The organism is Desulfovibrio aminophilus DSM 12254 (assembly GCF_000422565.1).
Lineage (GTDB): Bacteria > Desulfobacterota > Desulfovibrionia > Desulfovibrionales > Desulfovibrionaceae > Aminidesulfovibrio > Aminidesulfovibrio aminophilus.
Genome location: NZ_AUMA01000008.1, coordinates 199,795 through 224,603, shown reverse-complemented (window position 1 = coordinate 224,603; position 24,809 = coordinate 199,795). Strand labels below are relative to the sequence as shown.

Here is a 24,809-nt window from a genome sequence, read left to right as displayed (position 1 = left end):
CGGCGCCCCCCGGGTCAGGCGAACTGTTCCAGGAACCGGACGTCGTTCTCGAAGAACATGCGCAGGTCGTTGACCCCGTACTTGAGCATGGCCACGCGCTCGACGCCCATGCCGAAGGCGAAGCCCGTGATTTCCTCGGGATCGTAGCCGACGGCGGCGAAGACGTTGGGATCGACCATGCCGCAACCCAGGATCTCCACCCAGCCCGTGCGCTTGCACACGCGGCAGGGCTCCGAGCCGACGTGCCCCTTGCCGCCGCAGAGCACGCAGGAGATGTCCACCTCGGCGCTCGGTTCGGTGAAGGGGAAGAAGCTCGGCCGGAAGCGCACCCGGGTGTCCGCGCCGAAGACCGCGCGCACGAAGGCCGTGAGCGTTCCGCGCAGGTCGCCCATGCTCACCTTGCGGTCGGCCAGCAGGCCCTCGATCTGGTGGAACATGGGCGTGTGGGTGATGTCCGAGTCGCGGCGGTAGACCTTGCCAGGGGCAACGACCGCCACCGGCGGCTTGCGGGCGAGCATGGTGCGCACCTGCAGGGGCGAGGTGTGCGTGCGCAGGACGATGGACTCCGAGACGTAGAGGGTATCCTGCATGTCCCGCGCCGGATGTTCGGGCGGGATGTTCAGGGCCTCGAAATTGTACCAGTCGCTCTCCACCTCGGGCCCGGAGACCACGTCGAAGCCCAGGCCCGCGAACACGTCGCAGATTTCCTGGGTCACCAGGGTCACGGGGTGCAGGGAGCCTTGCTGGGGACGACGGCCGGGCAGCGTGGGGTCGAAGCGGGACAGGGCGGCCCCGGCCTCGGCGGCCGCCAGCTCGCGCTCGCGGCCCTCGATGATCTCGGTGAGGGCGGCCTTGATCTCGTTGGCCTTGCGGCCGGCGGTGGGCTTGTCCTCGGCGCTCATGCCGGGCAGGTCCAGCATGCACTGGGCCAGGCGCCCCTTGCGGCCGAGGAATTCGACGCGCAGTTCCTCCAGATCCTTCAAGGAAGAAACCTGGCCCCGGCGCTCTTCACACGCCCGGGCCAGGTCGTCCAGTGATTCCAGAAAGGACCGGATGTCCTTGGCCACCGTCTACGCCACCTGGGCCTTGGCGGCCTCGGCGATCTTGGCGAACACGTCCTTGTCGCGCACGGCCATGTCGGCCAGCACCTTGCGGTTCAGCTCGATTCCGGCCTTCTTCAGGCCGTTCATCATACGGCTGTAGGACAGGCCGCACAGGCGGGCGCCGGCGTTGATGCGCACGATCCAGAGCTTGCGGAATTCGCGCTTGCGGTTCTTGCGGTCGCGGTAGGCGAAAACCAGGGCCTTTTCGACACGCTCCCGGGCGGTGACGTACAAACGCCGCCCGGAACCACGGTAGCCCTTGGCCATCTTCAGGAATTTCTTGTGTCGCCGATGGGCGGCGAGACCACGTTTGACTCTCATTGCTCGTTCCTCCGAATTCGCTTTGGACCCCCCAACTGCCGCGTGGGCTTTGGCGGGTGGACCAGAGTCTTTGGGTTCGTTTCAGCTACGCCTAGGCGTAGGGCATCAGGCGGCGCAGTCCCTTCTCGTTGGTGGAGTCCGCAACGGTGGACTGGCCGAGACGACGCTTGCGCTTGGCGTTCTTCTTGGTCAGGATGTGGCGCAGGTTCTTGCGGCGGCGCTTGAACTTGCCACTGCCCGTGACGCTGAAGCGCTTGGCGGCGCTGCGGTTGGTCTTGAGCTTGGGCATTCTTTCCTCCTTAAATGAACAACCGGAAAAACCGGCCGTCGCCTATTTCTTGATCGGGGCCAGCATGATGTTCATGGTCCGGCCCTCGAACTGGGCCCCCTGCTCCATCTTCGCTATCTCGCGCAGGTCTTCCACCACGCGGTCCAGCATGTTCTGTCCCCTGTCCTTATGCACGATCTCCCGCCCCCGGAAGAACACGGTGGCCTTGACGCGGTCGCCGTCTTCCAGGAAGCGCTTGATATGCTTGAGCTTCGTCTGGTAGTCGTGCTCGTCGGTCTTGGGCCGGAACTTCACTTCCTTGATCTGAATGACTGTCTGTTTCTTCTTGGCTTCCTGCTGCCGTTTCTGCTGCTGGTACTTGAACTTGCCGAAGTCCATGATGCGGCAGACCGGCGGATCGGCGTTGGGCGAAACCTCCACGAGGTCGAGACCCTTCTCCTGAGCGTGACGCAAAGCGTCAGCCGTGGCCATGATCCCGAGCTGGGAACCATCATCGTCAATGACCCGGATCTGAGGAATGCGAATCCGCTCGTTGCGGCGGACTCCATCATCCTTAATCGGCGGGCCCTGTCGCCGTGGAAAAGCTATAGCGCATCCCTCCGCGTTTGAAAGGTTCCTGGGCGGCGTCAAGGATCATGGCCGCCGCGTCTTCCAGCGGCTTCATGCCGGGATCGCCGCCTTCGCGCAGACGCACGTTGACAGCCCCGGCCTCCACTTCCTTGTCGCCGACGACAAGCATGTATGGAATCTTCTCAAGCTGGGCCTCGCGAATCTTGTAGCCCAGCTTTTCGTTGCGCAAATCCGCTTCGGCACGAATGCCCTTTTCCCGTAAAAACCGCAAGACCTTTTCCGCGAACGGGTTCTGGGCGTCCGTGACGGTGACGATGCGGGCCTGCACCGGCGAGAGCCAGACCGGGAAGGCTCCGGCGAAGTGCTCGGTGAGCACACCGATGAAGCGCTCCACCGACCCCAGGATGACCCGGTGGATCATCACCGGGCGATGGCGGTCCCCATCCTCTCCCACATACATCAAATCGAAGCGATCGGGCAAGGTGAAGTCGCACTGCACCGTGGCGCACTGCCAACTGCGGCCCAGGGCGTCCTTGATCTTGATGTCGATCTTCGGCCCGTAGAAGGCGCCGTCGCCCTCATTGATCTCATAGGGCAGGCCCATGGTGTCCAGGGCGTTGGTCAGGGCTTCGGTGGCGCGCTCCCAGTCCTCGTCGCTGCCGATGGACTTCTCCGGCCGGGTGCTGATCTCGGCGGTGAAGTCGAAGTCGAAGAGGCTCATGACGTCGCGCACGAAGTTCACCACGCCGATGATCTCGTCCTGGAGCTGGTCCGGGCGGCAGATGATGTGCGCGTCGTCCTGGGTGAAGGAACGCACGCGCAACAGCCCGTGAAGCACGCCGGACTTCTCGTGGCGGTGGACCACGCCGTGCTCGAAGAAGCGCTTGGGCAGGTCGCGGTAGCTGCGGATGCGCGACTTGTAGATGATCATGTGCGCCAAGCAGTTCATGGGCTTGACGCCGTAGGCCTGCTCGTCGATCTCCGTGAAATACATGTTCTCACGGTAGTTGTCGTAGTGACCCGAGCGTTCCCAGAGGTCGCGCTTGAGCAGCAGCGGGCCCTGCACGAACTCGTAGCCGCGCTTGAGGTGCTCCTTGCGCTCGAAGTCCTCCAGAATGGCCCGCAGGAGCGCGCCCTTGGGATGCCAGAAGACGAAGCCCGCCCCGGCCTCCTCGTGGAAGCTGAACAGGTCGAGCTGGGTTCCCAGTTTGCGGTGGTCGCGCTTCTTGGCCTCCTCCAGTTGGTGCAGATGCTTGGCCAGATCCTTGGGGTTGGCCCAGGCCGTGCCGTAGATGCGCTGGAGCTGAGGGTTCTTCTCGTCGCCGCGCCAATAGGCTCCGGCCACGGTGAGCAGCTTGAAGGCCTTGAGCAGACCCGTGCGGGGCACATGCGGGCCCCGGCAGAGGTCGGTGAAACCGCCGTGGGTGTAGAGGGAAACCTCGGGCGCGCCCAGGTCGCGGATCAGCTCCACCTTGTAATTTTCGCCCTCGGCGTCGAACAACCGAGAGGCCTCGTCCGCCGTGACGTTCCGGCGCGAGAAGGGCTTGTCCGCGCCCACGCTCCGGGTCATCTCGGCCTCGATGGCCTCCAGATCCTCGGGCGTGAATGGACGCTCGAACTCGAAATCGTAGTAGAAGCCGTTCTCGATGGACGGCCCGATGGTCACCTTGGCCTGGGGGAAGAGCTTCTTCACGGCCTCGGCCATGAGGTGGGCCGTGGAGTGACGGATCACGTCCAGTCCCTCGGGGCTCTCGGCGGAGACGGGTTCAAGGGCCGGGCAGTCCTCGGGAACGGGGGCGGTCAGGTCCAGGAGCGCTCCGCCGCAGCGGGCGACAACGGTATTCTTGTATTGCTTGTTGGACAGAACGGACTTGAGCACGTCACCGATGACGCCACCCTTCTCCACCTCGACATTCTGTCCCGCGACCTCGACCTGCACGACTTCACTCCTTCCCGCGCGCTTTCCCCGTTCGCGGCGCAAGATAACGAAAGGGAGGCATGGGCCTCCCTTCCGTTCAAATATGGTAGGCACGAGGAGACTTGAACTCCTGACCCCTAGCGTGTCGAGCTAGTGCTCTAACCAACTGAGCTACGCGCCTATTTCCTCCGGGGGAACGCTTCTATATGCGAGCCGCCCGTTTTTTGTCAAGCGGATTTCTCCACGATCCCGGCGGCCTCCTCGGCCAGCCCGCCCACCGTGGCCCGGCGCACTTCCCCGTCGCGGAACAACGGGAAGGACGCCTCGTCCCCCGCCAGGGCGCGCAGCCCGGACAGGGCTTCGGCGGCCCCCAGGATGCCCAGGGCCCAGGCCGCCAGCCCCCGGTTGCCCGGGTCGGCGTCGTTCAGGGCCGTCAGCAGGAACGGTCGGGCCGACTCCACCAAGGCGGGCCGGACCTGGGCCAGGCGGGCGATGCCCCAGTAGGCCCCGCGCCGCAGCAGGGCGTGGTCCAGATAGTTGCCGTCCCGCGCCGGGTCGTCGAAAATGTAGGAACAGAGGATGCGGTGATATTCCCGGGCCAGGCCCTCGTGCCGCGCGAGGCTCGCGCCGATGCACTCCGGGATGCCCCAGCCCAGGTTGCCTGATTCCTCGTTGAGCCGCCACATGCACGAGCGCATGAGCACCCGGGCCTGCTCCATGCCGGAGTCGGCGAGCCGCGCGGCGGTCAGCCCGAAGGCCTCCACCGCCCGCCAGCGGATCTCCTCGTCCCGGTCCAGCAGAAGTCCGAAAAGCGGCCCGGTGAGCTGCGCAGGCGGCCAGGCGGCCAGCTCGTCCAGGCGGGCGCTCCAGTCCGGCGCGGCCAGGATCGCCCGAACCGTCTGCTTCAGCTGCCGGAAACCGGACATGGACGCGGACCCCGTGCTAGAGGTTGGACGCGATCTCTTGCAGGAACTCGGCCGGAACCTCGTAGCCGGATTCCTGGGCCTTCTTCACGCACTCGTCGGCCTTGGCCCACTCGCCCTTCTCGGCATGCACCAGGGCCAGGTTGTTCCAGGCCGGGCCGAACATGGGCTGAAGCGACACGGCCTTCTCCAGATCCCGGGCGGCGTCGTCCAGCTCACCGCGCTGGAAATGCGCGCTGCCCTTGGTGGCCATGGCCTGCACGAAGTTCGGGTCGTACTTGATGGCCTTCTCCAGAGCCTTGACGGCCTTCTCCGAGTCGCCCTGCTGAAGATGGCAGAAGCCGATGTTGCCCCAGGGCACGGCGAAGAAGGGCCGCACCTGGGTGGCCTGAACGTTGTAGCTCAGGCAGGATCCCAGATCGCCCCGGTGCATGGCGATGCCGCCGAGTTGCACATAGGCCTCGGCCAGCTTGGGCGAGTTGCCCACGGCCTCGCGGAAGGCCCGCTCGGCCTCCAGGAAGTCGCGCTTGGAGAGCAGGGCCACGCCCAGATTGTACCAGGTGTTGCCGCACTCCCCGTTCTTCTGGAGCTTGGCCTTCAGGTCGGCGATGTATTCGTCCACGTTGGCGAACTGCTGTTCGGACATGGGATGGTCCTCGCGGTTACAGGGTCTTGCCGTACTTTTCCAGCATCGTCGAATACCACAGACAGAAATCGTAGATGGGCCGCATGCGCTCGCTGTTGTGGATCATGACCACGGTGAACTCCGCGATGGTCGAGGCGTAATCCGGCGTGGGCGGCTTGGGCCGCGACTTGATGAACGCGGAATACAGCTCCTGCGGCGTGTGCCCGGTCACATCCCGGCGGATGTCGATGGGATCGAAGGGCTTCTGGAACGGATCCCAGTTCTCGTAGCCGATCTTGTCCACGAACTTGCGCCGCCGGGGCGAGAGCTTCTCGTACATGAGCTTCTTCTGCTCGTCGATCTGCTCCGGGGTCATGGTGCCCATCTCAGTCCTCCTTGCCGCCCGCATCCGGGCCGCCGATGGTGATGCTGAAGGATTTCTCCTTGCAGGAGGCGCAGGCCGAGGAATCCTTGTCGCAGGAGCCGCAGGCCTCATCCTTGACCGGCTCCTTGAGCAGGGCGGCGGAGAAGTCCGGCTTGGGCTCGGCCTTGGGCGCGGCCAGGCCCAGATATTCCTCGTCGTAGCTGGTCAGCAGGGCCATGGACAGGGGCACGAGCACCGCGCCCAGCTCACGGTAGCGGCTGCCGATGGCCGTGGCCAGCTCGTGGCTCAGGAGGTAGAGCCGGTCCTGGAGCTTGTCCAGGAACACGGTGGGATACTTGCCCCCGGGCTCGAAGCCGGAACGACCGCAGGTGTGCGCGGCGCCGCCGATGGCCGTGGGTACGCCGTAGATGCGGCAGGTCACGGGACGGCGCGCGTAGAGGGCGCACAGGTCGTCGTCGTTCAGCAGCGGACAGCGGACCTTGGCCCGGGCGGCCTCGCGCAAAATGTCCTCGGTGGAGGTTCCCGCCTGGGAGGCCTTGAACATGTCGCGCTTGAATTTGTGCACGGCGCGGTCGGCCTCGTCGGCCCGGTCCAGGATGCGTGAACGCTCCAGGCCGGAGTAGGAGGAGTTGAAATGGTGGTTGACGTAGAGGGCCTCGATGAGGGTCAGGTCGAAGAGGGCGTGACAGCAATCGCTGCAGCCTTCCTTGCAGCGCACCCGGTCCCCGGATTGGACCTTGACCGTCTCGAAGACCTTGTCGGCCTCGCCTATGATCGCCTCGTATTTCTTGAAGAATTCGGTGAAGTCCAGCGACATGTGCTCTGCTCCTGGGCGGATTGTCCGGGGCGGGCCCGGCTGCCGCGAAAGGTAATGCATTTTCCCGGCTCGTCAAACCGGAAAATGAGCGGGAGAAAAACAAAAAAACCGGGAGAAGACCCGGTTCAGGACGCCCGTGGGCGGGCGGGCCGGAGCGGCCTCGCGGCCGTTTCCGGGCAAGCCCGGGCGGGGCCGAAACCCCGCCCGGACCGGACGACTATTCTTCCTCGACGGTGATGGCGTCCTGCTCGCAGACCTCGACGCAGGATTCGCAACCCAGGCACTCTTCCATGTTCACCGGAACGGCCTTGCCGTCCTGAAGCTCATAGACCTCCACGGGGCAGACATCAACGCACTCGCCGTCGCCGATGCACTTGTCCACGTCCACAGTGATCTTGTAACCCATTGTATCCTCCGGGGTTATCTGGGAGCATGCTCCCTTGGTCTCATCCGCCCGGTCTCCGGGCTCCGGCGGCGCGGCGCGGGGTTTTCCCGGCCCGCCGGGTTCTGGTGCTGATAGCCTCGGCTCCCTTCCCTGTCAAGGAGAAGCCGCCGCCCGGCAACTCCCGGTGCTTGTTGAGCTTTGCCCGCGCATCCTTTATTATGTCGGACAGAGCCGAAGACAACCAACCGAGGAGACTCGATGTTTCAGCCCCATGAATTGCGCGCCTACGCCGAAACCCTCTGGTGGGGCCTGATCACGGCCCGGACCAAGCCCTACGTTTCCGGAGACCGGGTTCTGCTGCGCTACGACCTGGACGCCCTGCCCCTGGCCGAGGCGGTATACGCCCTGCTTCTGGAGAAGGGGCTCAACCCCGTGCAGCGCCTGAACCTCACCCCCGGCATGGAAAAGAACTTCTACAGCCTGGGCAGCGAGGCCCAGGTGGCCGACGTGCCCCCGGGCGAACGGGAATTGTTCGAGAACCTGAACGGCCTCATCTCGCTCATCGCGCCCGCCTCGCTGACCCACCTGGCCGGAGTGGACCCGAAGAAGATCGGAACCGCCGCCGTGGCCCGCAAATTCCTGCGCGACGTCATGGACAAGCGCGAACAGCGCGGCCAGTTCGGCTGGACCCTATGCGCTTGGCCCACCCGGGCCATGGCCGACGCGGCCGGGCTGCCCCTGGAAGACTACGCGGCCCAGATCAAGGCGGCCTGTTTCCTGGACCAGGCCGACCCCGTGGGGCGCTGGCGTGAGCTGTTCACCCAGGCTCAGGAGGTCAAGGACTGGCTCAACTCTCTGCCCATCGCCTCCCTGCGCGTGGAGTCCGAGGGCACGGACCTGACCGTGACCCCCGGCGAACAACGCCGCTGGCTCGGCGTCTCGGGCCACAACATCCCGAGCTTCGAGATCTTCCTCTCGCCGGACTGGCGCGGCACGCGGGGAACCTATCACGCGGACCAGCCCTCCTACCGCTCCGGCAACCTCGTGCGCGGCGTGCGCCTGACCTTCGAGAACGGCTCCGTGACCACGGCCACCGCCGAAGAAGGCGAAGACTTCGTGAAGAAGCAGCTCACCATGGACGAAGGCGCGGGACGGCTGGGCGAATTCTCGCTCACCGACCGCCGCCATTCGCGCATCAGCGCCTTCATGGCCAACACCCTCTTCGACGAGAACTTCGGCGGGGAGCACGGCAACTGCCACGTGGCCGTGGGAGCCTCCTACGCCGACACCTTCGCCGGAGACCAGTCCACGCTGGACGAGGAGAAGAAAGCGGCCCTGGGGTTCAACGATTCGGCTCTGCACTGGGATCTCGTGAACACGGAGAGCAAGACCGTCACCGCCCGGCTGGCGGGCGGATCGAGTCTGGTCCTGTACGAAAACGGCCAATTCCACCGCTAGGAGGCTGCCCGCATGGACGAGCGCAACATCTACCTGACCACCGTTCCCGTGGCCGAGGCCGTGGAACGCGCCAGGAAGGCCCTGAACCGGGACGCCCTGCTGGGCGTCGAAACCGTCGCCGCCCACGAGGCCCTGGGCCGGGTCACGGCCCGGCCGGTGATCGCCCGCTGCTCCTCGCCCACCTTCCACGCCGCGGCCATGGACGGCATCGCCGTGCGCGCCGAGTCCACCTTCACCGCCCGCGACGGCAGCCCCGTGACCTTGCGCAAGGGCACGGACTACGTGGAGGTCAACACCGGCAATTCCCTGCCTTCGGGAATGGACGCCGTGGTCATGGTCGAACACGTGGTCAGGGCCGACGGCGACGCCGTTCTTCTGGAGGCCCCGGCCTTTCCTTGGCAACACGTGCGCCGCATCGGCGAGGACATCGTGGCCACGGAGATGATCCTGCCCCAGAACCGGACCCTCTCGGCCTACGACATCGGGGCGCTCCTCTCGGCGGGCATCTTCGAGGTCGAGGTCCGCGCCCGGGTCCGCCTGACCTTCATCCCCACCGGCGACGAGGTTCTGGATTTCCGCTCCAAGCCTACCCCCGCGCCGGGTCAGGTCATCGAGTCCAACTCCCAGGTCTTCGCGGCCCTGGCGCGCGCCTGGGGCGCGGATCCGGTCTGCGCGCCGCCGGCGCCCGACGACCGCGAATCCCTCAAGGCCGCCGTGACCCAGGCCCTGGACGGCGAAAGCCAGATCATCTGCGTGGGCGCTGGCTCTTCGGCCGGGTCCAAGGACTATACCCGAGCCGTGTTCGAGGAGTTGGGGCAGATCCTGGTCCACGGCATCGCGGTCATGCCCGGCAAGCCCAGCCTGCTGGCCGTGGCCAAAAACGGCAAGCTGCTCGTGGGGGTGCCCGGCTATCCGGTGAGCGCGGTGATCTGCCTGGAAGACGTGCTGGCCCCGCTGGTGGCGTGGCTCTCGCGCTCGGCGCGCCCGGCCCGGCCGGAAGTCACGGCCCGGCTGGCCCGCAAGCTGCCCTCCCGCCCCGGCATGGAGGAGGTCGTGCGCCTGGCAGTGGGCCGCGTGGGCCAGGAGTTCGTGGCCGCCCCCCTGCCCCGGGGCGCGGGGTTGATCACCAGCCTGACCAAGGCCCAGGGCCTCACGCGCATTCCGGCGGACAGCGAGGGTCTGGAGCAGGACGCCCGGGTACGGGTGGAGCTGCTGACCCCGCGCGAGAACCTGGACCGCGTGCTGGTGCATATCGGCAGCCACGACAACGTGATCGACATGCTCGGCAACGAACTCATGGGCCTGCCCGAGCCCATGCAGCTCGTCTCCAGCCATGTGGGCAGCATGGGCGGACTTTCGGCCCTGCGCGACGGCACCGCCCTGTTCGCGGGCAGCCATCTCTTCGATCCCGAGACCCAGGACTTCAACTTTCCGTTCCTGCTCCGCTATCTGCCGGACGTGGAGGTCCTGGTCGTCAATCTGGCCATCCGCCACCAGGGGCTCATCGTGGCTCCGGGCAACCCCAAGAACATCAGCGCCGTGAGCGACCTGGCCCGGCCGGACGTGCTCTTCATCAATCGCCAGAAGGGCGCGGGCACGCGCATTCTCCTGGACCATCATCTGAAAACCGCGGGCATCCGGCCCGAGGAGGTACGCGGCTACGACCGCGAGGAGTTCACGCACATGGCCGTGGCCGTGAACGTGCTCACCGGAGCGGCCGACTGCGGCCTGGGCATCTACGCGGCGGCCAAGGCCCTGGGGCTGGACTTCCTGCCCCTGGCGCGGGAACGCTACGACCTGGTCATCCCACGCGCCCATGCCGAGGATCCGCGCATCCTGGCCCTGCTGGAACTGGTGCGTTCGAAAAAGTTCCAGAAGGACATCCAGGCCCTGGGCGGCTATGAAACCACGCTCACGGGACGGAAGATGCACCCCGGGGCGGGGCTCGGCGGCTGACGCGAACGGACCAGCGCCGAACGGTAAGAAAGCCGGGCCCTGAAGGGCCCAGCTTTCTTTTCAGGGAAGACCGATTCAGGAGTCCGGCGCGGCGTAGTGCGAGCGTCCGGTCAGCACCGCGGCCAGGGCCACAATTCCCAGCAGCACGGCCAGGCCCAGGTGCGTCCAGTCCACCAGCATCACGGTCAGGGGGTCGAAGGCCAGCTCCGGCCGGTTCTTGAGCACCCGCAACCCGCCGCTCAACGCCAGCCCGGCCAGGAGCGCCACACGAACCAACCCCAGGGGCGTGAGCCGCCGATGGAAACGCCAGTCGCGAAGCCAACGGGCGGCGGCGAAGCCCATGACGGCCAGGAGCGCGGCGGCCAGGGCGTAGTGCAGCTTGTTCGTCAGGTAATAATCCGCCAGCCATCCCAAACCGGGCAGGTCGGCGATGTAATACCTCTTGAAGATGGGCATCTGGGCCATGCCGGTGAGGGCCAGTCCGGCGGCGATCCAGACATAAACCCGCCCCAGCCGGGAGCCTCCCGGACGCCTAGTCATGACCGTCCTCCTTGTCCTTGCCAGTCCGCGCGGCCAAGCCGAGCACTCCGGCGGCCACTCCGGCCACGGGGGCCAGGAGCGTGGCCCAGGCCAGGTTGCTCTCGTCGGCCATGCTGTCGGCCACCGTCCCCAAGTGCGGACGGCCCGGCCCGGTGGCACGGGCCTCGGTCAGGGCGGCGTCCAGCAGATCGAAAGGCACGGGCGAGACGTAGATGCTGTTCGTACCGCCATTCTCGGTCAGGCCATAGAGGAACCCGTCCATGCCCCGGGCTCGGTCGCGTGCCCTGGCGATCATCTCGGAGCGCGGGCCGATGCTCTGCACCCCATAGGGGCAGGCCGCGATGCAGCGGGGGTTCTCGCCCCGGGCCACCAGTTCGTGGCAGCGGTCGCACTTGTACATGACCCCGTTGCCGCCGAAGCGCGGCAGGAGCTTCAGATACAGGCCCACGCCGGTCTGGCGCTGGGGAATGCGCCAGGGGCAGACGTCCCGGCACTTGGCCCCGCCCAGGCACACCGTGTCGTTGATGCGCACGATGCCGTCGGCCTGCTTGCCCGCCGCCCCCCAAGGACAGAGGTTGGCGCACGGCGGGTTGACGCAATGCAGACAGCGCCGGGGGATGTTCACGGCGACCGTCTCCCCCTTCCACTCCACCTCGACGCTCTGAATGTAGAGCCAGTTGTAGGGAGTCAGCCGATCGTCCACATCGCGCCTGTCCGACCAGTCCTCGGGCTTGGAGCGCGCGGGGAACATCTCCGGGAACGGCTTCACCGGCTCCGGGAACTTGGCCGCGTTGCCCTCCCGGCAGGCCGCCACGCAGGCCCCGCAGCCCACGCATTTGGAGAGGTCCAGGACCGTGACCAGTTCGCGGTCCGAGCCCTTCGTCCCGGCCCCGGCCGCGCCGGGAGCCAGGAGGGTCAGCCCGCCCAGGCCCAGGGCCTTGAGAAAGCCCCGGCGGTTCAAGGGAACTCGACTCTTCGTCGTCATCGTCCTCATATCCTTATATGAAAATTGGTCCATATCCGGCCTTGACCGGACAGTGGAAACAAGCATGAATCATGCCCAGCGGGGGCGCCGGTGCAACCCTCTCGCATCGCTCGCCTTTTCACTCCTCAATAACGGACGTTGCCAAGCGCGATTCGCATGTCTATGTTAACACATGTCTAAACACATGGGGAGAACGCCGTGACCGAAGAGGAAATCAACCTCCACCTGCGCGAGATCATCGACACCATGAACGACGGCATGATGCTCGTCCGCCCGGACGGCAGCATCATGATGGTCAACGACGCCCTCTCGCGGATCACGGGCTACTCCCGGGAAGAACTCATGGACCAGCCCTGCTCCGTGCTCGGCTGCGACGTCTGCCGCAAGTCCCGGGCCGAGGGCCGGGCCCACTGGTGCCGCCTCTTCGACACCATGCGTGAAACCCTCAAAAGCTGCCACCTGAAGCGCAAGGACGGCACCCTGGCCCACGTGCTCAAAAACGCGGCAATCCTCCAGGACAGCCAGGGCCGGGCCATCGGCGCGGTGGAGACGGTCACGGACATCAGCGAACTGGACAAACGCGACCTGAAGATCCGGGAGCTGTCGCGCATCCTGGACGCCGAGGAGGGCTTTCAGGGACTCATCGGCCGCTCTCCGGCCATGCGCCGGGTCTACGAAATCCTGGAGCGCGCGGCCCAAAGCGACGCCCCGGTGATCATCCTCGGAGAGTCCGGCACGGGCAAGGAACTCGCGGCCAGGGCCATCCATGCCCTGGGGCCGCGCCGGGACGGGCCCTTCGTGCAGATCAATTGCGCGGCCTTCAACGACGCCCTGCTGGAGTCCGAGATATTCGGCCACGTCAAGGGTGCGTTCACCGGGGCTTACCGCCACCGCACCGGCCGCTTCGAGGAGGCCGCCGGGGGCGACGTGTTCCTGGACGAGGTGGGCGATGTGCCCCTGCCCATCCAGGTCAAGCTCCTGCGCGTACTGGAGACCAAGCTCTTCGAACGCGTGGGCGACAACCGCCCGTTGACCATGGACGCCCGGATCATCACCGCCACCAACCAGAATCTGCCCGAGCTGGTGGCCGCCAAACGCTTCCGCCAGGACTTCTTCTACCGCATCAACGTCCTGCCCATCCATCTGCCGCCGCTGCGCGAACGTCGCGAGGACATCCCGCTCCTGGTGGAGCACTTCATCCGGCGCCTGAACCGCACCTCCGGCCGAACCGTCGAGGGCCTGACCCCGGACGCCCTGGATCGTCTGGCGCGGCATTCCTGGCCCGGCAACGTCCGTGAGCTGAAAAGCGCCCTGGAGTACGCCTCCGTGGTCTGCGACAAAGGGCTCATCGGCCCCGAGCATCTGCCCCAGCAGATCGCCCACGGCGCGGCCGGAACCTGTGCGCCGGACCCGGCGGCAATCTTCCAGGAGGCGGGAGCGCCACGCGAGAAGGTCGAACTCGTCGAGGCACTGCGCCGGACCGGCGGCAACAAGTCAGCCGCCGCGCGCATCCTGGGCGTGAACCGGCTCACCGTGCAGAACCGTATGCGCAAATTCGGCCTGGACATGCGCAAGGTGGTCACGGAATAGGCGGCTTGCCATTTTTGCAAAACAGCCCCCGAACATGCTTCTGGACAGGGTATTTCATTTTGCATAGGGTGTACCCCGTCTCGCGGACTGCCCGCCCCTGGCGTCGCCGCGTCCCCGAAAACGATGAAAAAGGATGCCTTCCGACACCCCGCCGAATTTCGTTTGGCGGCGCGGAACGTGACGTGCAAGAAATCCTGACGGATCAAGGATGCGCCGTATGACGAAGATCGCTTATCTGACCATCGACGGCACCGTATACGAACTGCCCATGTTCGAGGGCAGCGAGGGGGAGCGGGCCATCGACATCACCCAACTGCGGAGTCTTTCCGGCTGCATCACCTACGACCCGGGTTTCGCCAACACCGGATCGTGCCGCAGCGCCATCACCTTCGTGGACGGCGAAAAAGGCATCCTGCGCTACCGAGGCTACCCCATTGAGCAGATCGCGGCCCAAGGCTCGTTCATCGAGACGGCCATGCTGCTCATCTTCGGCCACCTGCCGAGCAAGGAAGAACGCTCCTGTTTTCGGGAGCTGCTGGGGGGACAAGAGCTCCTGCACGAGGGTCTGCGCCACCACTTCGAGGGCTTCCCCTCCAAGGGCGATCCCATGGCCATCCTCTCGGCCGTAATCAACTCCCTGGGCTGCTACCACCCCGAACTGGTGGACATCGAGAACGAGGAAGAGTTCACCATGGCGGCGGCCAAGATCATCAGCAAGGTGCGCACCATCGCGGCCTGGGCCTACCGCAAGTCCAAGGGACTGCCGTTCATGTATCCGAACCCGGCCCTGAGCTACTGCCGCAACTTCCTGCACATGATGTTCTCGATCCCGAACAGGTTCCACGAGCCCTCGCAGGAAGCCGTGCGGGCCCTGACCCTGTTCTTCATCCTGCACGCGGACCACGAGCAGAACTGTTCCTGCTCCACGGTGCGCATGGTGGGTTCCACCCAGGCAAGCCTCTTCGCCTCGGTTTCGGCCGGAATCTGCGCCCTTTGGGGCCGTCTGCACGGTGGGGCCAACGCGGGCGTGATCCGCATGCTCCACCGCATCCGCGACGGCCAGATGTCCATCCCCACGGTCATCGAGAAGGTCAAGAACCGCGAGATGCGGCTCATGGGCTTCGGCCACCGCATCTACAAGAACTACGACCCCCGGGCCAAGATCCTCAAGCAGGCCGCCCACGAGCTGCTGGAGAAGATGGGCCGGCATGACGAGCTGCTGGACATCGCCCTGAACCTTGCCGCCGCGGCCATGGCCGACGACTATTTCGCCGAGCGCAAGCTGTATCCCAACGTGGACTTTTACTCCGGCCTCATCCTGCGCGCCCTGAACATCCCGGTGAACATGTTCCCGGTGATGTTCGCCATCGGCCGCATGCCCGGCTGGATCGCCCACTGGTACGAGGACCATCAGAACCCGACCCTGCGCATCCATCGGCCGCGCCAGATCTATATCGGCGAGCCCAAGCGGGATTACATCCCCATGGAAGAGAGGGGAATCATCGACGGTTGAAGAAAAGTCGAAAAAAAAGCTTGCCAAGCGGGGCTGGTCTGGCTATACGTCTCTCCTCCCGAGTGCCGAAGTGGTGGAATTGGTAGACACGCTAGGTTCAGGGTCTAGTGGGGGTTCCCCCGTGGGAGTTCGAGTCTCCCCTTCGGCACCATCGAACGAAAAGGGCCCCGGCGAAAGCCGGGGCCCTTTTCGTTTCTTCAAGCATCGGCATTGGTCGGCCGCTGCATCTCCGTTCCTTTCCCGCGTACTTCCCCGCCTATCGCCTCAGGCCTCCTTGACAGCCTCCTCATTCTCATTCATCGTTAAAATGTATGAAGATGTTTTCCATGAACACAGAACGAGGCTTCGCTGTCGGGAGACTGATGGAGCGCGTTCCAACATGCGCAACGGCGGCACCGCGCAACTCGGGTACGGGGGGAGGGACGCAAGGTATGCCGACAGGGAGACGTTTCCTTCCGATCCTGCTGCTGCCCCTGCTTCTGCTCCTCTCCTTCCCAGGCCACGCCCGTTCCGGCGTGGAACTCACCCAGGCCGAAACCGAATGGCTGGACGCCAATCGCGGCAATCTGGCCCTCTGGTATGACGGCAACTTCCCGCCCATCGAATTCCAGGGACTGTCCGGGGAATTCGAAGGCCTGGGCGCGGACGTGATGCGCCTGATCGCCGATGAACTCGGAGTGACCTTCCGCATGATTCCCTCACGAGACTGGAACGCCCAGCTCAAGTCCCTGGAGAGCGGCGAGTCGGCCATCGCCCCGGTCATCGTGCGGAACCCGGAACGCGAACGCTACGCCCTGTTCAGCGCCCCCTACATCGACATCCCGGTGGTCATCATCACCACCAGGGAGAAGAGCGGAGCCCGGACACTCGACGACTTCAAGGGCATGCGGGTGGCTGTGGTCAAGGGGTACGTCTCCGAGGGCTTCCTGCGCGACCACTACACAGGAAGTTTCGAGATCGTCCTGAAGAATAACGTCCAAGAGGCGTTGCGGGACGTGTCCTTCGGCGTGGTCGACGCCCTGGTTGAGAACCTGGCCGTGGCGGCCTACTACATCGACCAGGAAAAACTGCCCAACCTGCGCGTGGCCGGAACCACGGAACTGACCTATCCGATCAGTTTCGCCGTGAGCAAGAAATATCCCCTGCTGTTCAGCGCCATGCAGAAGGCCCTTTCCGCCGTGCCGCGGGAAGACATCGACGCAGTCGTCCAGAAATGGATCCGTCTGGAGCAGCCCGGCGTCCTCAACCCCGACCAGGTCCGCCAAGTCAAGGTCGGCGCGGGCTTCCTCCTGGCGCTGCTCCTGTCCCTGGGACTCGTGAGCTGGCTGCTCAAGCGCCGCCTGCGGGAGAAGGTGGCCAACCTGAACAGGATCGAAGAGGAACTCCTGGACAAGAGCAAACGCCTGGAGCTGGCGCTCACCGCCACCAACGCGGGCATCTGGGATTTTTTCCCGGCCACGGGCAAGGCGTATTACAGCCCCCAATGGTGCACCATGCTCGGCTATGGCGAGGGCTGCGCCCCCCAGACGTTCGAAGGCTGGGCCGCATTCGCCCATCCCGACGACGTGGCCGGAGTGAACCATGTCCTCCAGGAATATATCGCCCAGGGCGGCCACGGGGAATACGAGGCCGAATTCCGCATGAGCACCCAGGACGGCGGCTGGCGCTGGGTGCTCGGCAAGGGCCGGGCCGTGGAGTGGGATGCCGAGGGGCGTCCCACGCGGCTCATCGGCCTGAACCTGGACATCCACAAACTCAAGGAGGCCCAGGAGGCCCGCCGCAAGTCCGAAGCCCTTTCCCAGGCCATCCTGGACCAGACGTTCGCGCTCATCGCCCTGCTGGATTCGCAAGGCCGCATCCTCAACCTGAACAGGACCGCCTCGGATTTCATCAACATTCCCCCCAGCGCCCTCCTGGGCGTCCCCTTCTGGGCAGGGGCATGGTGGCCCGATCCAAGCGAGGCCGAGGCCATCTGCCGGGAGGGCATGCGCAAAAGCTTGCGGGGAGAAGTCTTCCGGCGCGAGGTCCGACACCGGGGGCACGACGGCGAGGAGCACATCATCGACTTCTCGATCTCGCCATTCACGGACGAAACCGGCGCCGTCCGCCAGTTCATCTGCGAGAGCCGCGACATCACCGAGATGCGGCGGGCCCAGGACGCCGTGACCGAGAGCGAACGCCGCTTCCGGAGCATTTTCGAGAACGCGCCATACTCCATCGCCATCAACCGCCTGAACGACGGCGCATACCTGGACGTGAACAACGCCTTCCTGGAAAAAAACCGCCTGACCAAGGCGGAAGCCCTGACCCTCAAGCCATATGATCTTCTGGTGTCGTCCTCGGAGGACGAATCCGAAATCCGACGCCGACTCAACGAATCCAAAGGGGTCCACAACATCGAAGCCGCTGTTCGTCTGCAGGACGGCGGCGTCGGGCACATCATCTACTCCGCGGTGCCCATCACCGTGGACGGCGAACGCTGCGCCCTGTCCATGACCGTGGACGTGACCGACAAAAAGCGAGCCGAGCAGGCCCTCCGGGCCAGCGAGGAGAGATACAAGGCCATCTTCAACAATGCGCCCATCGGCATTTTCCGCACCACCTTCCAGGGCCGCTTCGTGGAGGTCAACCCGACACTGGCGCACATGCTCGGCTACGCCGACCGCGACGAACTCCTCGATTCGGTCCACGATCTGGCCCGCGACCTCTACCCCAGCGCGGCCATGCGCAAGCGCCTGTTGGATGCGGTCCTCGCCACCCCCAGCGGCGCGAGCTTGGAGATCGAGTTCAAGCGCAAGGACGGCTCACCATTCTACGCCATCATCAACGCCTCGCTGCAATTCGACGCGGAGGCCCACCCGGCCTTCCTGGACGGCACCATCGAGGACATCACCGAACGCAAGCGGGCCGAGGAGGCCCTCCGGGCCAGCGAAGAAAAATTTTCCCGGCTCTTTCGGCTCTCGCCCGACAGCATCATGCTCGTGCATCTGGACAGCGGACGCCTGGCGGACGTCAACGACGCCTTCGTCCATCTCACCGGGTACTCCCGGGAGGAAGCCCTGGGACTGGATGCCCTGGAACTTCGGCTCTACCGTGATCCCGCCGCGCGCGAACGACTCTATGAGCGTCTGCACACCAGCGACCACGTGAAGGATTACGAGTTCGAACTCAAGCGCAAGGACGATTCCCCGGTGCTCTGCTCCATTTCCTGTCAGGTGTTGGCCATCAACGACCAGCCGTACATCATGGCCGTGATGCGCGACGTCACCGAAATCAAGCGGATGCAGGAGATGATGATCCAGACAGAAAAGATGATCTCGGTGGGAGGCATCGCGGCGGGCATCGCCCACGAGATCAACAACCCCCTGGGCATCGTGCTCCAGGCGACCCAAAACCTCAGCCAGCGGATGCGCCCCGACTTTCCCAAGAACCTGGAGGCGGCCCGGGACGTCGGCATCGATATGGAACGACTGGCCGAATACATGCGGGCCCGCAAGCTTGATGTCTTTCTCGAGGATATCCGGTTCGCCGCGCAACGGGCCTCGGCCATCATCCGACACATGCTCGACTTCAGCCGCCGCAGCGAATCCAAACGCAAGGTCTGTCACCTGGACGAAATCGTCGAAAAGGCTCTGAGCTTGGCCCAAAGCGATTACGATCTCAAAAAAAGTTACGATTTCAAAAACATAAACGTGGAAGTCGACATGGATGACGACCTCCCGACCATCAACTGCACCGAAACGGAGATCGAACAGGTGCTTCTGAACCTGTTGCGCAACTCGGCCCAAGCCATGGCGGAAGCGGAACATCCCCGGGAGGCCCCGCGCATCGCCGTGCGCGTCAAGGGCTCTCCATCCGGCGTTCGCATCGAGGTCGAGGACAACGGCCCGGGCATACCGCCCGAGATACAGCGACGCATCTTCGAACCATTCTTCACCACCAAGGCTCCGGGAGTGGGCACGGGCCTCGGCCTCTCGGTGTCCTACTTCATCGTGACCAAGAGCCACGGCGGACGCATGAAGGTCGTTTCGACGCCGGGCGTCGGCACCTCGTTCATCATCGAACTGCCCACCGACGCGGCGCGGCGCGGCGGCGACACGACGCAATGAGGCGCAAGATGAACCGGGCAAGGAAATCCCCGACCAATGTTATTTTTTTCGCAGGAGCGCGTTCCATGCGTGGACGTTTTCAGTATCATGCCCTCATGACAGGCCGACCTGCCATCTTCCTATGGGCTCTCCTCGCCGCGATGCTGCTCTCGACCGCGGAGGCGCTCCCCTTCGGCAACTCTTCCACAGCCAAGCAAAACCTCGTCTTCGTCACCGAGCAGATGAAGCCGTTCAGCTACAAAGAAGACGGGAAAATACGCGGCATCGCCGCGGACATCGTGACCGAGGCCCTCAACTCCGCCGGAATCGCGCATACGCTGGAACTCCTGCCCTGGAACAGGGCCGTGGAGCGGAGCCAAACGGAACCCGGAGTGTTCATCTTCTGCCTGGCCCGGACACCGGAACGAGAACACCGTTTCGCCTGGGTGGCGCCGTTGGCCCCCGCCGAACTGGTCCTCTTCCGGCTGCGGTCGCGCGGCGAACTCGCCGAAGTTGGGAGGGGGAATCTGGCCGGCTACCGGGTGGCCGCCATACGGGGATATTTCACCGCCGAAATCCTGCGCCAGTGGGGTGTGCCCGAGGCCAACGTCACCTTGTTCCCGGACCAGAACAAGCAGGCGGTCATCGAGCACCTGGAATTGGGACGCTCGGACTTCTTCCTGGGCGATGTCCTGGTGTTCGGCACCCTGCTGAAGGATGCCGGGAAAGAGGATACCGTGGTTCAAAACAGTCCCTCCCAAAGGGCGGGGGACTATTACCTCGCGGCCCATCCCGGCACGCCCCCGGAAGTGTTGCGCCGCGTGGGCGAGGCCGTGCGAAGTCTGCAGAGCGACGGCCGCGCCCAGACTATTTTCCAGGAGTACATGCGGAGGACGAAGCCATGACCTCTCGCCGGAGCGCACGAGCCGACAGACCTTCCTCTCAACGCATGGGAGATGCGTCCGCTGTTCGTTCCGCCCGTACGGACAGATTCAATGTCTCCCCAAAATGCTTCGATGATGAAGCGTCCGGCGCTCAACGGAAACGACAGCGGGGAGAGCCGGCAGGATGAAGCCATCCCTCACGCCGCGATCCCTGGCGGGACGTCTTTCCCTTTCGGTGGCCATGACCTCGGTGGTCCTGATCCTGCTGGTCCTCGGAACCGGCCTGCTGGTCATCATGCAGCGGATCGACGCGCAGATGGAGGAGCAGGCCCGGCGTTCCGCCGCGTTCCTGTCCGAATCACTTGCCGTGCCGCTCTGGTCGCTGGACTTCGACGCCGCGCGGGCCGTGGGTCAGGCCCTGGCCCAGGACAAGGTGGTCGGGCTGGTGGAGATTCTGGGCGCGCGCGGGGAACCCATCTACCGCCACGCCAAGGGCGAGAAATTGCTTCTGGAACGTTTCGGGCAAGTGATCCACGACGGCCAGGTCATCGGCACGGTACGCCTGGGCCTGAACGACACTCCCCGCCGTGAGGCGCTCTGGGCCATGGCCGGAGCCGGGGCCGGCCTGGTGGCCCTGACCATCACGCTCCAGTTCCTGCTCCAGGTCGTGCTCTTCAGGCCGCTCCTGCGCAAGCCCTTCGCCGCCTTGGATGGACTTGTCGGAGCTTACGCGGCCGGTGATTTTTCCCCCTCCCCACCGCCCATCCGCCATGCCGAATTCGCCCCGTTGGTGAGCCTGCTCCTGGATATGGGACGGACCATACGGGAACAGATGGAAAGCCTGCGGAAAAGCGAGGAGCGTTTCTCCCTGGCCCTGGACGCGGCCAACGACGGGCTGTGGGACTTGGACATCCCCAGCGGGACGGCCTTCTACAGTCCCCGCTATTACACCATGCTCGGTTATGAACCGAGAGAGTTTACGGCCACCCTGGACTCCTGGCGCGGGATGCTTCACCCCGACGACCGTGAACGGGCCGAGACCGCCCTGGCCGCCTGCCTCGAGGACGGCGCCCCCTACGAAATCGAATTCCGCCAGCGCGAGAAAAACGGAAATTGGCGTTGGATTCTCTCCAGGGGCCGGGTGGTGGAGCGCGACGCCGAAGGCCGCGCCAGTCGGATGGTCGGCACCCACGCCGACATCTCCGAACGCAAACAGGCCGAGGAACTCCTGCGCCAATCCGAAGAAAAGTTCGCCCGGCTTTTCCGGCTCTCACCGGACGCCATCATCGTGGTCCACTTGGCCACCGAACAGGTGCTGGACGTCAATGACGCCTTCAGCCGCATGTTCGGCTTCACGCACACCGAAGCGGTGGGGCGAACCACCGGCGAACTCGGCCTCTACCAGAACGCCGCGGTCCGGGATGCGATCTTCGGAACGCTGCGGGACGGCGGCCAGGTGGAGAATCTGGAAATCGAAGCCAGGCGCAAGGACGGAGCGCCGCTCGGCTGCTCCCTGTCCTGCCAGGTTCTGCTCCTCGACGGCCGGCCGCACATCCTGACCGTATTCCGCGACATCACCGAGACCAAGAAGATGCAGGAGATGATGATTCAGACCGAGAAGATGCTCTCCGTGGGCGGCATCGCGGCGGGCATCGCCCACGAGATCAACAATCCGCTCGGCATCGTGCTCCAGGCCGCCCAGAACCTCGTTCAGAGGACGCGGCCCGACTTCGTCAAGAACCAGGAGGCGGCTCAGGCCATCGGTCTGGATCTGGAACTTGTGGCCAGCTACATGCGCATGCGCAAGCTGGACGTCTTCCTCGAAGACATCCAGTCGGCGGCCCTGAGAGCCTCGGCCATCATCCGGCACATGCTCGACTTCAGCCGCCGCAGCGAGTCCAAGCGCAGGATCTGCGACTTGGCCGCCATCGCGGACAAGGCCCTGGCCCTGGCCCAAAGCGACTACGATCTGAAGAAAAGCTACGACTTCAAGCGCATCCGGATCGATCGGGAATACGCGGCGGACATTCCGGCCGTCCATTGCACCGAAACCGAGATCGAGCAGGTGCTCCTGAACCTCCTGCGCAACGCGGCCCAGGCCATGGCCGAGGCCCGCCCTCCCGTCGAGGAGCCGCGCATCGCCATCCGCCTGAGCAGGCGTCCCGGAAGCCTGCGCATCGAGGTGGAGGACAACGGGCCCGGCATGCCCCCCGAGGTGCAACGCCGCGCATTCGAGCCCTTCTTCACCACCAAGGCGCCCGGCGTGGGCACGGGTCTCGGCCTCTCGGTGTCCTACTTCATCGTGACCAAGGGCCACGGCGGCGCCATGCGCATCGAGTCCAAGCCGGGCTCCGGCTCCCGTTTCGTCATCGACCTGCCCGCCGAGGAGGCGTGAAGATGAACGACCAGCTTCCCAGAGTGCTCATCGTGGATGACGAGGAACGCATCCGTCGCCTGCTGCTGGAATACTTCGAGGATTACGGAGAATTCCGCTTGGTCGCGACCGAGTCGGGAGAGGCGGCCTTGCAGGCGTTGGCCGAGGAGCCCGCTGACCTTTGCGTGGTGGACATGCGCCTGCCGGGCATGAACGGCGAGGCGTTCATCCTCGCCGCCGGGGAACGGCGTCTCTGCCGCCACTTTCTGGTGCATACCGGTTCCGTGGACCTGAGCCTGTCCGAAGGATTGCGCCGCCTGGGCATCACGGAAAAAGACGTCTTTTTCAAGCCGAGCGACGTGGAACGCATCCTGGGGCGGGTCCGCGAAATCATGGAAGGGGGCGAATGACATGGCCATCCTCATCATCGACGACGAGGCCGGACTGCGCCGCTCCCTGGCCGCCCATCTGGAAGACCTGGACTACGAGACGTTGGAGGCGGAAAACGGCCAAGCGGGCCTGGAAACGCTCACGGCCAACCTGAGCACGGTGGAGGCCGTGGTCGTGGACCTGAACATGCCTGTCATGGACGGCTACTCCTTCATCGGCCACGCCGTGCAGACGGCCCCGGAAATCCCGATCGTGGTGCTCTCCGGCGTGGGCGTGGTGGAGGACGCACTGCGCGCCATGCGCCAGGGAGCCTGGGATTTCATCACCAAACCGCTGCACAACCTGAACATCCTGGATTACACCCTGGACAAGGTCTTCGAACGGGCGAGGTTGATCCGGGAAAACCGTGAATATCAGGAGAATCTCGAATATCTCGTGCGCGAACGCACCCGGGAGCTGGAGTCCGCCAGACGCCAGATCATGCAGCGCCTGAGCCGCGCCGCCGAATACAAGGACAACGAGACCGGCCACCACGTCATCCGCGTCGGAGAAATCAGCGCACTGCTGGGACGGGCCATGGGTCTGTCGGAAAGCCAGTGCGAGATGCTGCGGGAATGCGCGCCGCTGCACGACGTGGGCAAGATCGGCATCCCGGACGGCATCCTCCTCAAGCCGGGCAAGCTCGAAGAGGCCGAATGGGAGGTCATGCGCCGCCACTGCACCTACGGTTGCGAAATCCTCGGCCCCCTGACCAGCAAGGACGAGGCCCGCAAGGTCTGCGCCGACCTGGACCACGTGCTCGACAGCGGCGGCAACGAACTCCTGCGGCTGGCCCGCATGCTGGCCCTCTGCCACCACGAACGATGGGACGGCCGGGGCTATCCCTTCGGACTTCAAGGCGAGGACATTCCGCTCATGGCCCGCATCGTGGCCGTGGTGGACGTCTACGACGCCCTGGGCAGCGACCGGCCCTACAAGGAGGCCTTTCCGGAAGAAAAATGCCGGGAGATCATCCGCTCCGGCTCCGGCAGCCAGTTCGATCCCGCCGTGGTGGAGGCTTTTTTCGCGAATATCCTGGATATCAGCGCGATCCGCGAACGCTGGAAGGATTGATCCCGCCCCCGGCGATTGCATCCGGACGCAAGGCAGGCTACAAGCGTTGCCGCGCAACGAACGTCCGCAACGCACCATCGGGGGAGCGCATGTCCCGGATCATCCTCACGCTGAGCCTTGTCCTGACCCTCGCCACGGCCGCCCGCGCCTTCGACGAACCCACCGCCCGCCGCCACATGGCCGGAGAATGCGTGGAGTGCGCGGCCTATTACGACGTCATCGCCAACTGCCTGGAGGCCACGCGCCCCCTGGACAAGGATCTGGCCGAACGATACCGGAGCATCAGCCGCAAACTGGCGGGGCAGGCCCGGGAACTGGGAGAGGAAAACGACCGGGCCGTTGAGGACGCCGAGGCCGGCATGGCCCGGGAAATCCGTCAAGACTGCAATGCCCTCGCGCCCATCAAGGACCGCTACAAGGAAATCTGCCGGGGATTGGTGGAAAAGCCGAAGGCCCGCATGAACTACTGGCTGGAACGACGGAATTAGGCCTCCCCGCTTCAGCCCTCCCCGAAAGTCCCGGCTTTCCTCGCTTCCCAGCTTCCGCCGGATTCGGCTATTTCCCGTTGAAATCCCTCCCGTT

At 65.0% G+C, this 24,809-nt stretch carries 22 protein-coding genes and 2 tRNA genes; 11 read left to right on the top strand and 13 right to left on the bottom strand.

Translation table 11 applies throughout. The features are described 5' to 3' along the window. Positions 1 to 14: 14 nt before the first annotated feature. The 11 genes from pheS to H587_RS0106195 form a co-directional block, all read right to left on the bottom strand. Positions 15 to 1,043 carry a phenylalanine--tRNA ligase subunit alpha gene (gene pheS / locus H587_RS0106245; protein WP_245560830.1) on the bottom strand — a complete coding sequence of 343 codons (1,029 nt, stop codon included), beginning with the start codon at positions 1,041 to 1,043 and terminating at the stop codon, positions 15 to 17. Between the two features lie 27 nt (positions 1,044 to 1,070). Further along, on the bottom strand, positions 1,071 to 1,424 hold the full coding sequence (gene rplT / locus H587_RS0106240) for a 50S ribosomal protein L20 (protein WP_027175531.1): 354 nt from the start codon (positions 1,422 to 1,424) through the stop codon (positions 1,071 to 1,073). A 91-nt stretch (positions 1,425 to 1,515) separates the two neighbouring features. Then, the gene (gene rpmI / locus H587_RS0106235; RefSeq protein ID WP_027175530.1) at positions 1,516 to 1,713 is read right to left on the bottom strand and encodes a 50S ribosomal protein L35; all 198 of its coding nucleotides are present in this window, start codon (positions 1,711 to 1,713) and stop codon (positions 1,516 to 1,518) included. A gap of 42 nt (positions 1,714 to 1,755) precedes the next feature. Next, a complete protein-coding gene (infC, locus tag H587_RS0106230; RefSeq protein WP_211219492.1) occupies positions 1,756 to 2,271 on the bottom strand; it encodes a translation initiation factor IF-3 in 516 nt (171 codons plus the stop codon). After that, a complete protein-coding gene (gene thrS, locus H587_RS0106225) occupies positions 2,267 to 4,222 on the bottom strand; it encodes a threonine--tRNA ligase (RefSeq protein WP_027175528.1) in 1,956 nt (651 codons plus the stop codon). The genes infC and thrS overlap by 5 nt, the downstream gene beginning before the upstream one ends. 83 nt (positions 4,223 to 4,305) lie before the next feature. Continuing rightward, a tRNA-Val gene (locus tag H587_RS0106220) sits at positions 4,306 to 4,382 on the bottom strand. Positions 4,383 to 4,428: 46 nt separating this feature from the next. Next, a complete protein-coding gene (locus H587_RS17540; RefSeq protein WP_034608646.1) occupies positions 4,429 to 5,127 on the bottom strand; it encodes a DVU0298 family protein in 699 nt (232 codons plus the stop codon). A 16-nt stretch (positions 5,128 to 5,143) separates the two neighbouring features. Next, positions 5,144 to 5,770, bottom strand: coding sequence for a tetratricopeptide repeat protein (locus H587_RS0106210; RefSeq protein ID WP_027175527.1), 627 nt, complete (start codon positions 5,768 to 5,770; stop codon positions 5,144 to 5,146). Between the two features lie 16 nt (positions 5,771 to 5,786). Next, a complete protein-coding gene (locus H587_RS0106205) occupies positions 5,787 to 6,134 on the bottom strand; it encodes a hypothetical protein (protein ID WP_051202492.1) in 348 nt (115 codons plus the stop codon). Position 6,135: 1 nt separating this feature from the next. Further along, positions 6,136 to 6,951, bottom strand: coding sequence for a YkgJ family cysteine cluster protein (locus H587_RS0106200; protein ID WP_027175525.1), 816 nt, complete (start codon positions 6,949 to 6,951; stop codon positions 6,136 to 6,138). Positions 6,952 to 7,168: 217 nt separating this feature from the next. Next, positions 7,169 to 7,357 carry a ferredoxin gene (locus tag H587_RS0106195; protein WP_027175524.1) on the bottom strand — a complete coding sequence of 63 codons (189 nt, stop codon included), beginning with the start codon at positions 7,355 to 7,357 and terminating at the stop codon, positions 7,169 to 7,171. 237 nt (positions 7,358 to 7,594) lie between these two features. Between H587_RS0106195 and H587_RS0106190 the strand changes: the two genes are divergently transcribed. Beyond that, positions 7,595 to 8,794, top strand: coding sequence for an aminopeptidase (locus tag H587_RS0106190; protein WP_027175523.1), 1,200 nt, complete (start codon positions 7,595 to 7,597; stop codon positions 8,792 to 8,794). Between the two features lie 12 nt (positions 8,795 to 8,806). After that, positions 8,807 to 10,750 carry a molybdopterin biosynthesis protein gene (locus tag H587_RS0106185; protein WP_027175522.1) on the top strand — a complete coding sequence of 648 codons (1,944 nt, stop codon included), beginning with the start codon at positions 8,807 to 8,809 and terminating at the stop codon, positions 10,748 to 10,750. 75 nt (positions 10,751 to 10,825) lie between these two features. Here H587_RS0106185 and H587_RS0106180 read toward each other — a convergent pair whose 3' ends face one another. Beyond that, a complete protein-coding gene (locus H587_RS0106180; RefSeq protein ID WP_027175521.1) occupies positions 10,826 to 11,290 on the bottom strand; it encodes a hypothetical protein in 465 nt (154 codons plus the stop codon). Beyond that, positions 11,283 to 12,275, bottom strand: a complete 993-nt coding sequence (locus H587_RS0106175; protein ID WP_027175520.1) for a 4Fe-4S dicluster domain-containing protein — start codon at positions 12,273 to 12,275, stop codon at positions 11,283 to 11,285. The genes H587_RS0106180 and H587_RS0106175 overlap by 8 nt, the downstream gene beginning before the upstream one ends. 198 nt (positions 12,276 to 12,473) lie before the next feature. Between H587_RS0106175 and H587_RS0106170 the strand changes: the two genes are divergently transcribed. The 9 genes from H587_RS0106170 (at position 12,474) to H587_RS0106130 (ending at position 24,715) form a co-directional block, all read left to right on the top strand. Next, positions 12,474 to 13,865, top strand: a complete 1,392-nt coding sequence (locus tag H587_RS0106170; RefSeq protein ID WP_027175519.1) for a sigma-54 interaction domain-containing protein — start codon at positions 12,474 to 12,476, stop codon at positions 13,863 to 13,865. Between the two features lie 217 nt (positions 13,866 to 14,082). After that, on the top strand, positions 14,083 to 15,378 hold the full coding sequence (locus H587_RS0106165; RefSeq protein ID WP_027175518.1) for a citrate synthase: 1,296 nt from the start codon (positions 14,083 to 14,085) through the stop codon (positions 15,376 to 15,378). Positions 15,379 to 15,442: 64 nt separating this feature from the next. Then, positions 15,443 to 15,529 (top strand) — tRNA-Leu (locus H587_RS0106160). Between the two features lie 280 nt (positions 15,530 to 15,809). Next, a complete protein-coding gene (locus tag H587_RS19595; RefSeq protein ID WP_051202491.1) occupies positions 15,810 to 19,487 on the top strand; it encodes a PAS domain S-box protein in 3,678 nt (1,225 codons plus the stop codon). A 65-nt stretch (positions 19,488 to 19,552) separates the two neighbouring features. Next, positions 19,553 to 20,371, top strand: a complete 819-nt coding sequence (locus H587_RS0106150) for a substrate-binding periplasmic protein (RefSeq protein ID WP_027175517.1) — start codon at positions 19,553 to 19,555, stop codon at positions 20,369 to 20,371. A gap of 163 nt (positions 20,372 to 20,534) precedes the next feature. Beyond that, entirely contained in the window at positions 20,535 to 22,745 is a 2,211-nt protein-coding gene (locus tag H587_RS19590) for a PAS domain-containing sensor histidine kinase (RefSeq protein WP_051202490.1), read from the top strand. 2 nt (positions 22,746 to 22,747) lie between these two features. Then, on the top strand, positions 22,748 to 23,134 hold the full coding sequence (locus tag H587_RS0106140; RefSeq protein ID WP_027175516.1) for a response regulator: 387 nt from the start codon (positions 22,748 to 22,750) through the stop codon (positions 23,132 to 23,134). 1 nt (position 23,135) lies between these two features. Then, positions 23,136 to 24,227, top strand: a complete 1,092-nt coding sequence (locus H587_RS0106135) for an HD-GYP domain-containing protein (RefSeq protein ID WP_027175515.1) — start codon at positions 23,136 to 23,138, stop codon at positions 24,225 to 24,227. An 89-nt stretch (positions 24,228 to 24,316) separates the two neighbouring features. Continuing rightward, positions 24,317 to 24,715: a hypothetical protein gene (locus H587_RS0106130; RefSeq protein WP_027175514.1), complete on the top strand. Its 399-nt coding sequence runs from the start codon at positions 24,317 to 24,319 to the stop codon at positions 24,713 to 24,715. Positions 24,716 to 24,809: the final 94 nt, after the last annotated feature.

Bases quoted from the DNA above. Each gene is read 5' to 3' on its own strand.
- H587_RS0106185 (WP_027175522.1), top strand. From the start codon at position 8,807: ATGGACGAGCGCAACATCTACCTGACCACCGTTCCCGTGGCCGAGGCC.
- H587_RS19590 (WP_051202490.1), top strand. From the start codon at position 20,535: ATGAAGCCATCCCTCACGCCGCGATCCCTGGCGGGACGTCTTTCCCTT.
- H587_RS0106205 (WP_051202492.1), bottom strand. From the start codon at position 6,134: ATGGGCACCATGACCCCGGAGCAGATCGACGAGCAGAAGAAGCTCATG.
- rpmI (WP_027175530.1), bottom strand. From the start codon at position 1,713: ATGCCCAAGCTCAAGACCAACCGCAGCGCCGCCAAGCGCTTCAGCGTC.
- H587_RS0106195 (WP_027175524.1), bottom strand. From the start codon at position 7,357: ATGGGTTACAAGATCACTGTGGACGTGGACAAGTGCATCGGCGACGGC.
- H587_RS0106130 (WP_027175514.1), top strand. From the start codon at position 24,317: ATGTCCCGGATCATCCTCACGCTGAGCCTTGTCCTGACCCTCGCCACG.
- H587_RS17540 (WP_034608646.1), bottom strand. From the start codon at position 5,127: ATGTCCGGTTTCCGGCAGCTGAAGCAGACGGTTCGGGCGATCCTGGCC.
- H587_RS0106140 (WP_027175516.1), top strand. From the start codon at position 22,748: ATGAACGACCAGCTTCCCAGAGTGCTCATCGTGGATGACGAGGAACGC.
- H587_RS0106135 (WP_027175515.1), top strand. From the start codon at position 23,136: ATGGCCATCCTCATCATCGACGACGAGGCCGGACTGCGCCGCTCCCTG.
- rplT (WP_027175531.1), bottom strand. From the start codon at position 1,424: ATGAGAGTCAAACGTGGTCTCGCCGCCCATCGGCGACACAAGAAATTC.
- H587_RS0106180 (WP_027175521.1), bottom strand. From the start codon at position 11,290: ATGACTAGGCGTCCGGGAGGCTCCCGGCTGGGGCGGGTTTATGTCTGG.
- H587_RS0106165 (WP_027175518.1), top strand. From the start codon at position 14,083: ATGACGAAGATCGCTTATCTGACCATCGACGGCACCGTATACGAACTG.
- H587_RS0106210 (WP_027175527.1), bottom strand. From the start codon at position 5,770: ATGTCCGAACAGCAGTTCGCCAACGTGGACGAATACATCGCCGACCTG.
- H587_RS0106175 (WP_027175520.1), bottom strand. From the start codon at position 12,275: ATGACGACGAAGAGTCGAGTTCCCTTGAACCGCCGGGGCTTTCTCAAG.
- H587_RS0106150 (WP_027175517.1), top strand. From the start codon at position 19,553: ATGCGTGGACGTTTTCAGTATCATGCCCTCATGACAGGCCGACCTGCC.
- H587_RS0106200 (WP_027175525.1), bottom strand. From the start codon at position 6,951: ATGTCGCTGGACTTCACCGAATTCTTCAAGAAATACGAGGCGATCATA.
- H587_RS19595 (WP_051202491.1), top strand. From the start codon at position 15,810: ATGCCGACAGGGAGACGTTTCCTTCCGATCCTGCTGCTGCCCCTGCTT.
- H587_RS0106190 (WP_027175523.1), top strand. From the start codon at position 7,595: ATGTTTCAGCCCCATGAATTGCGCGCCTACGCCGAAACCCTCTGGTGG.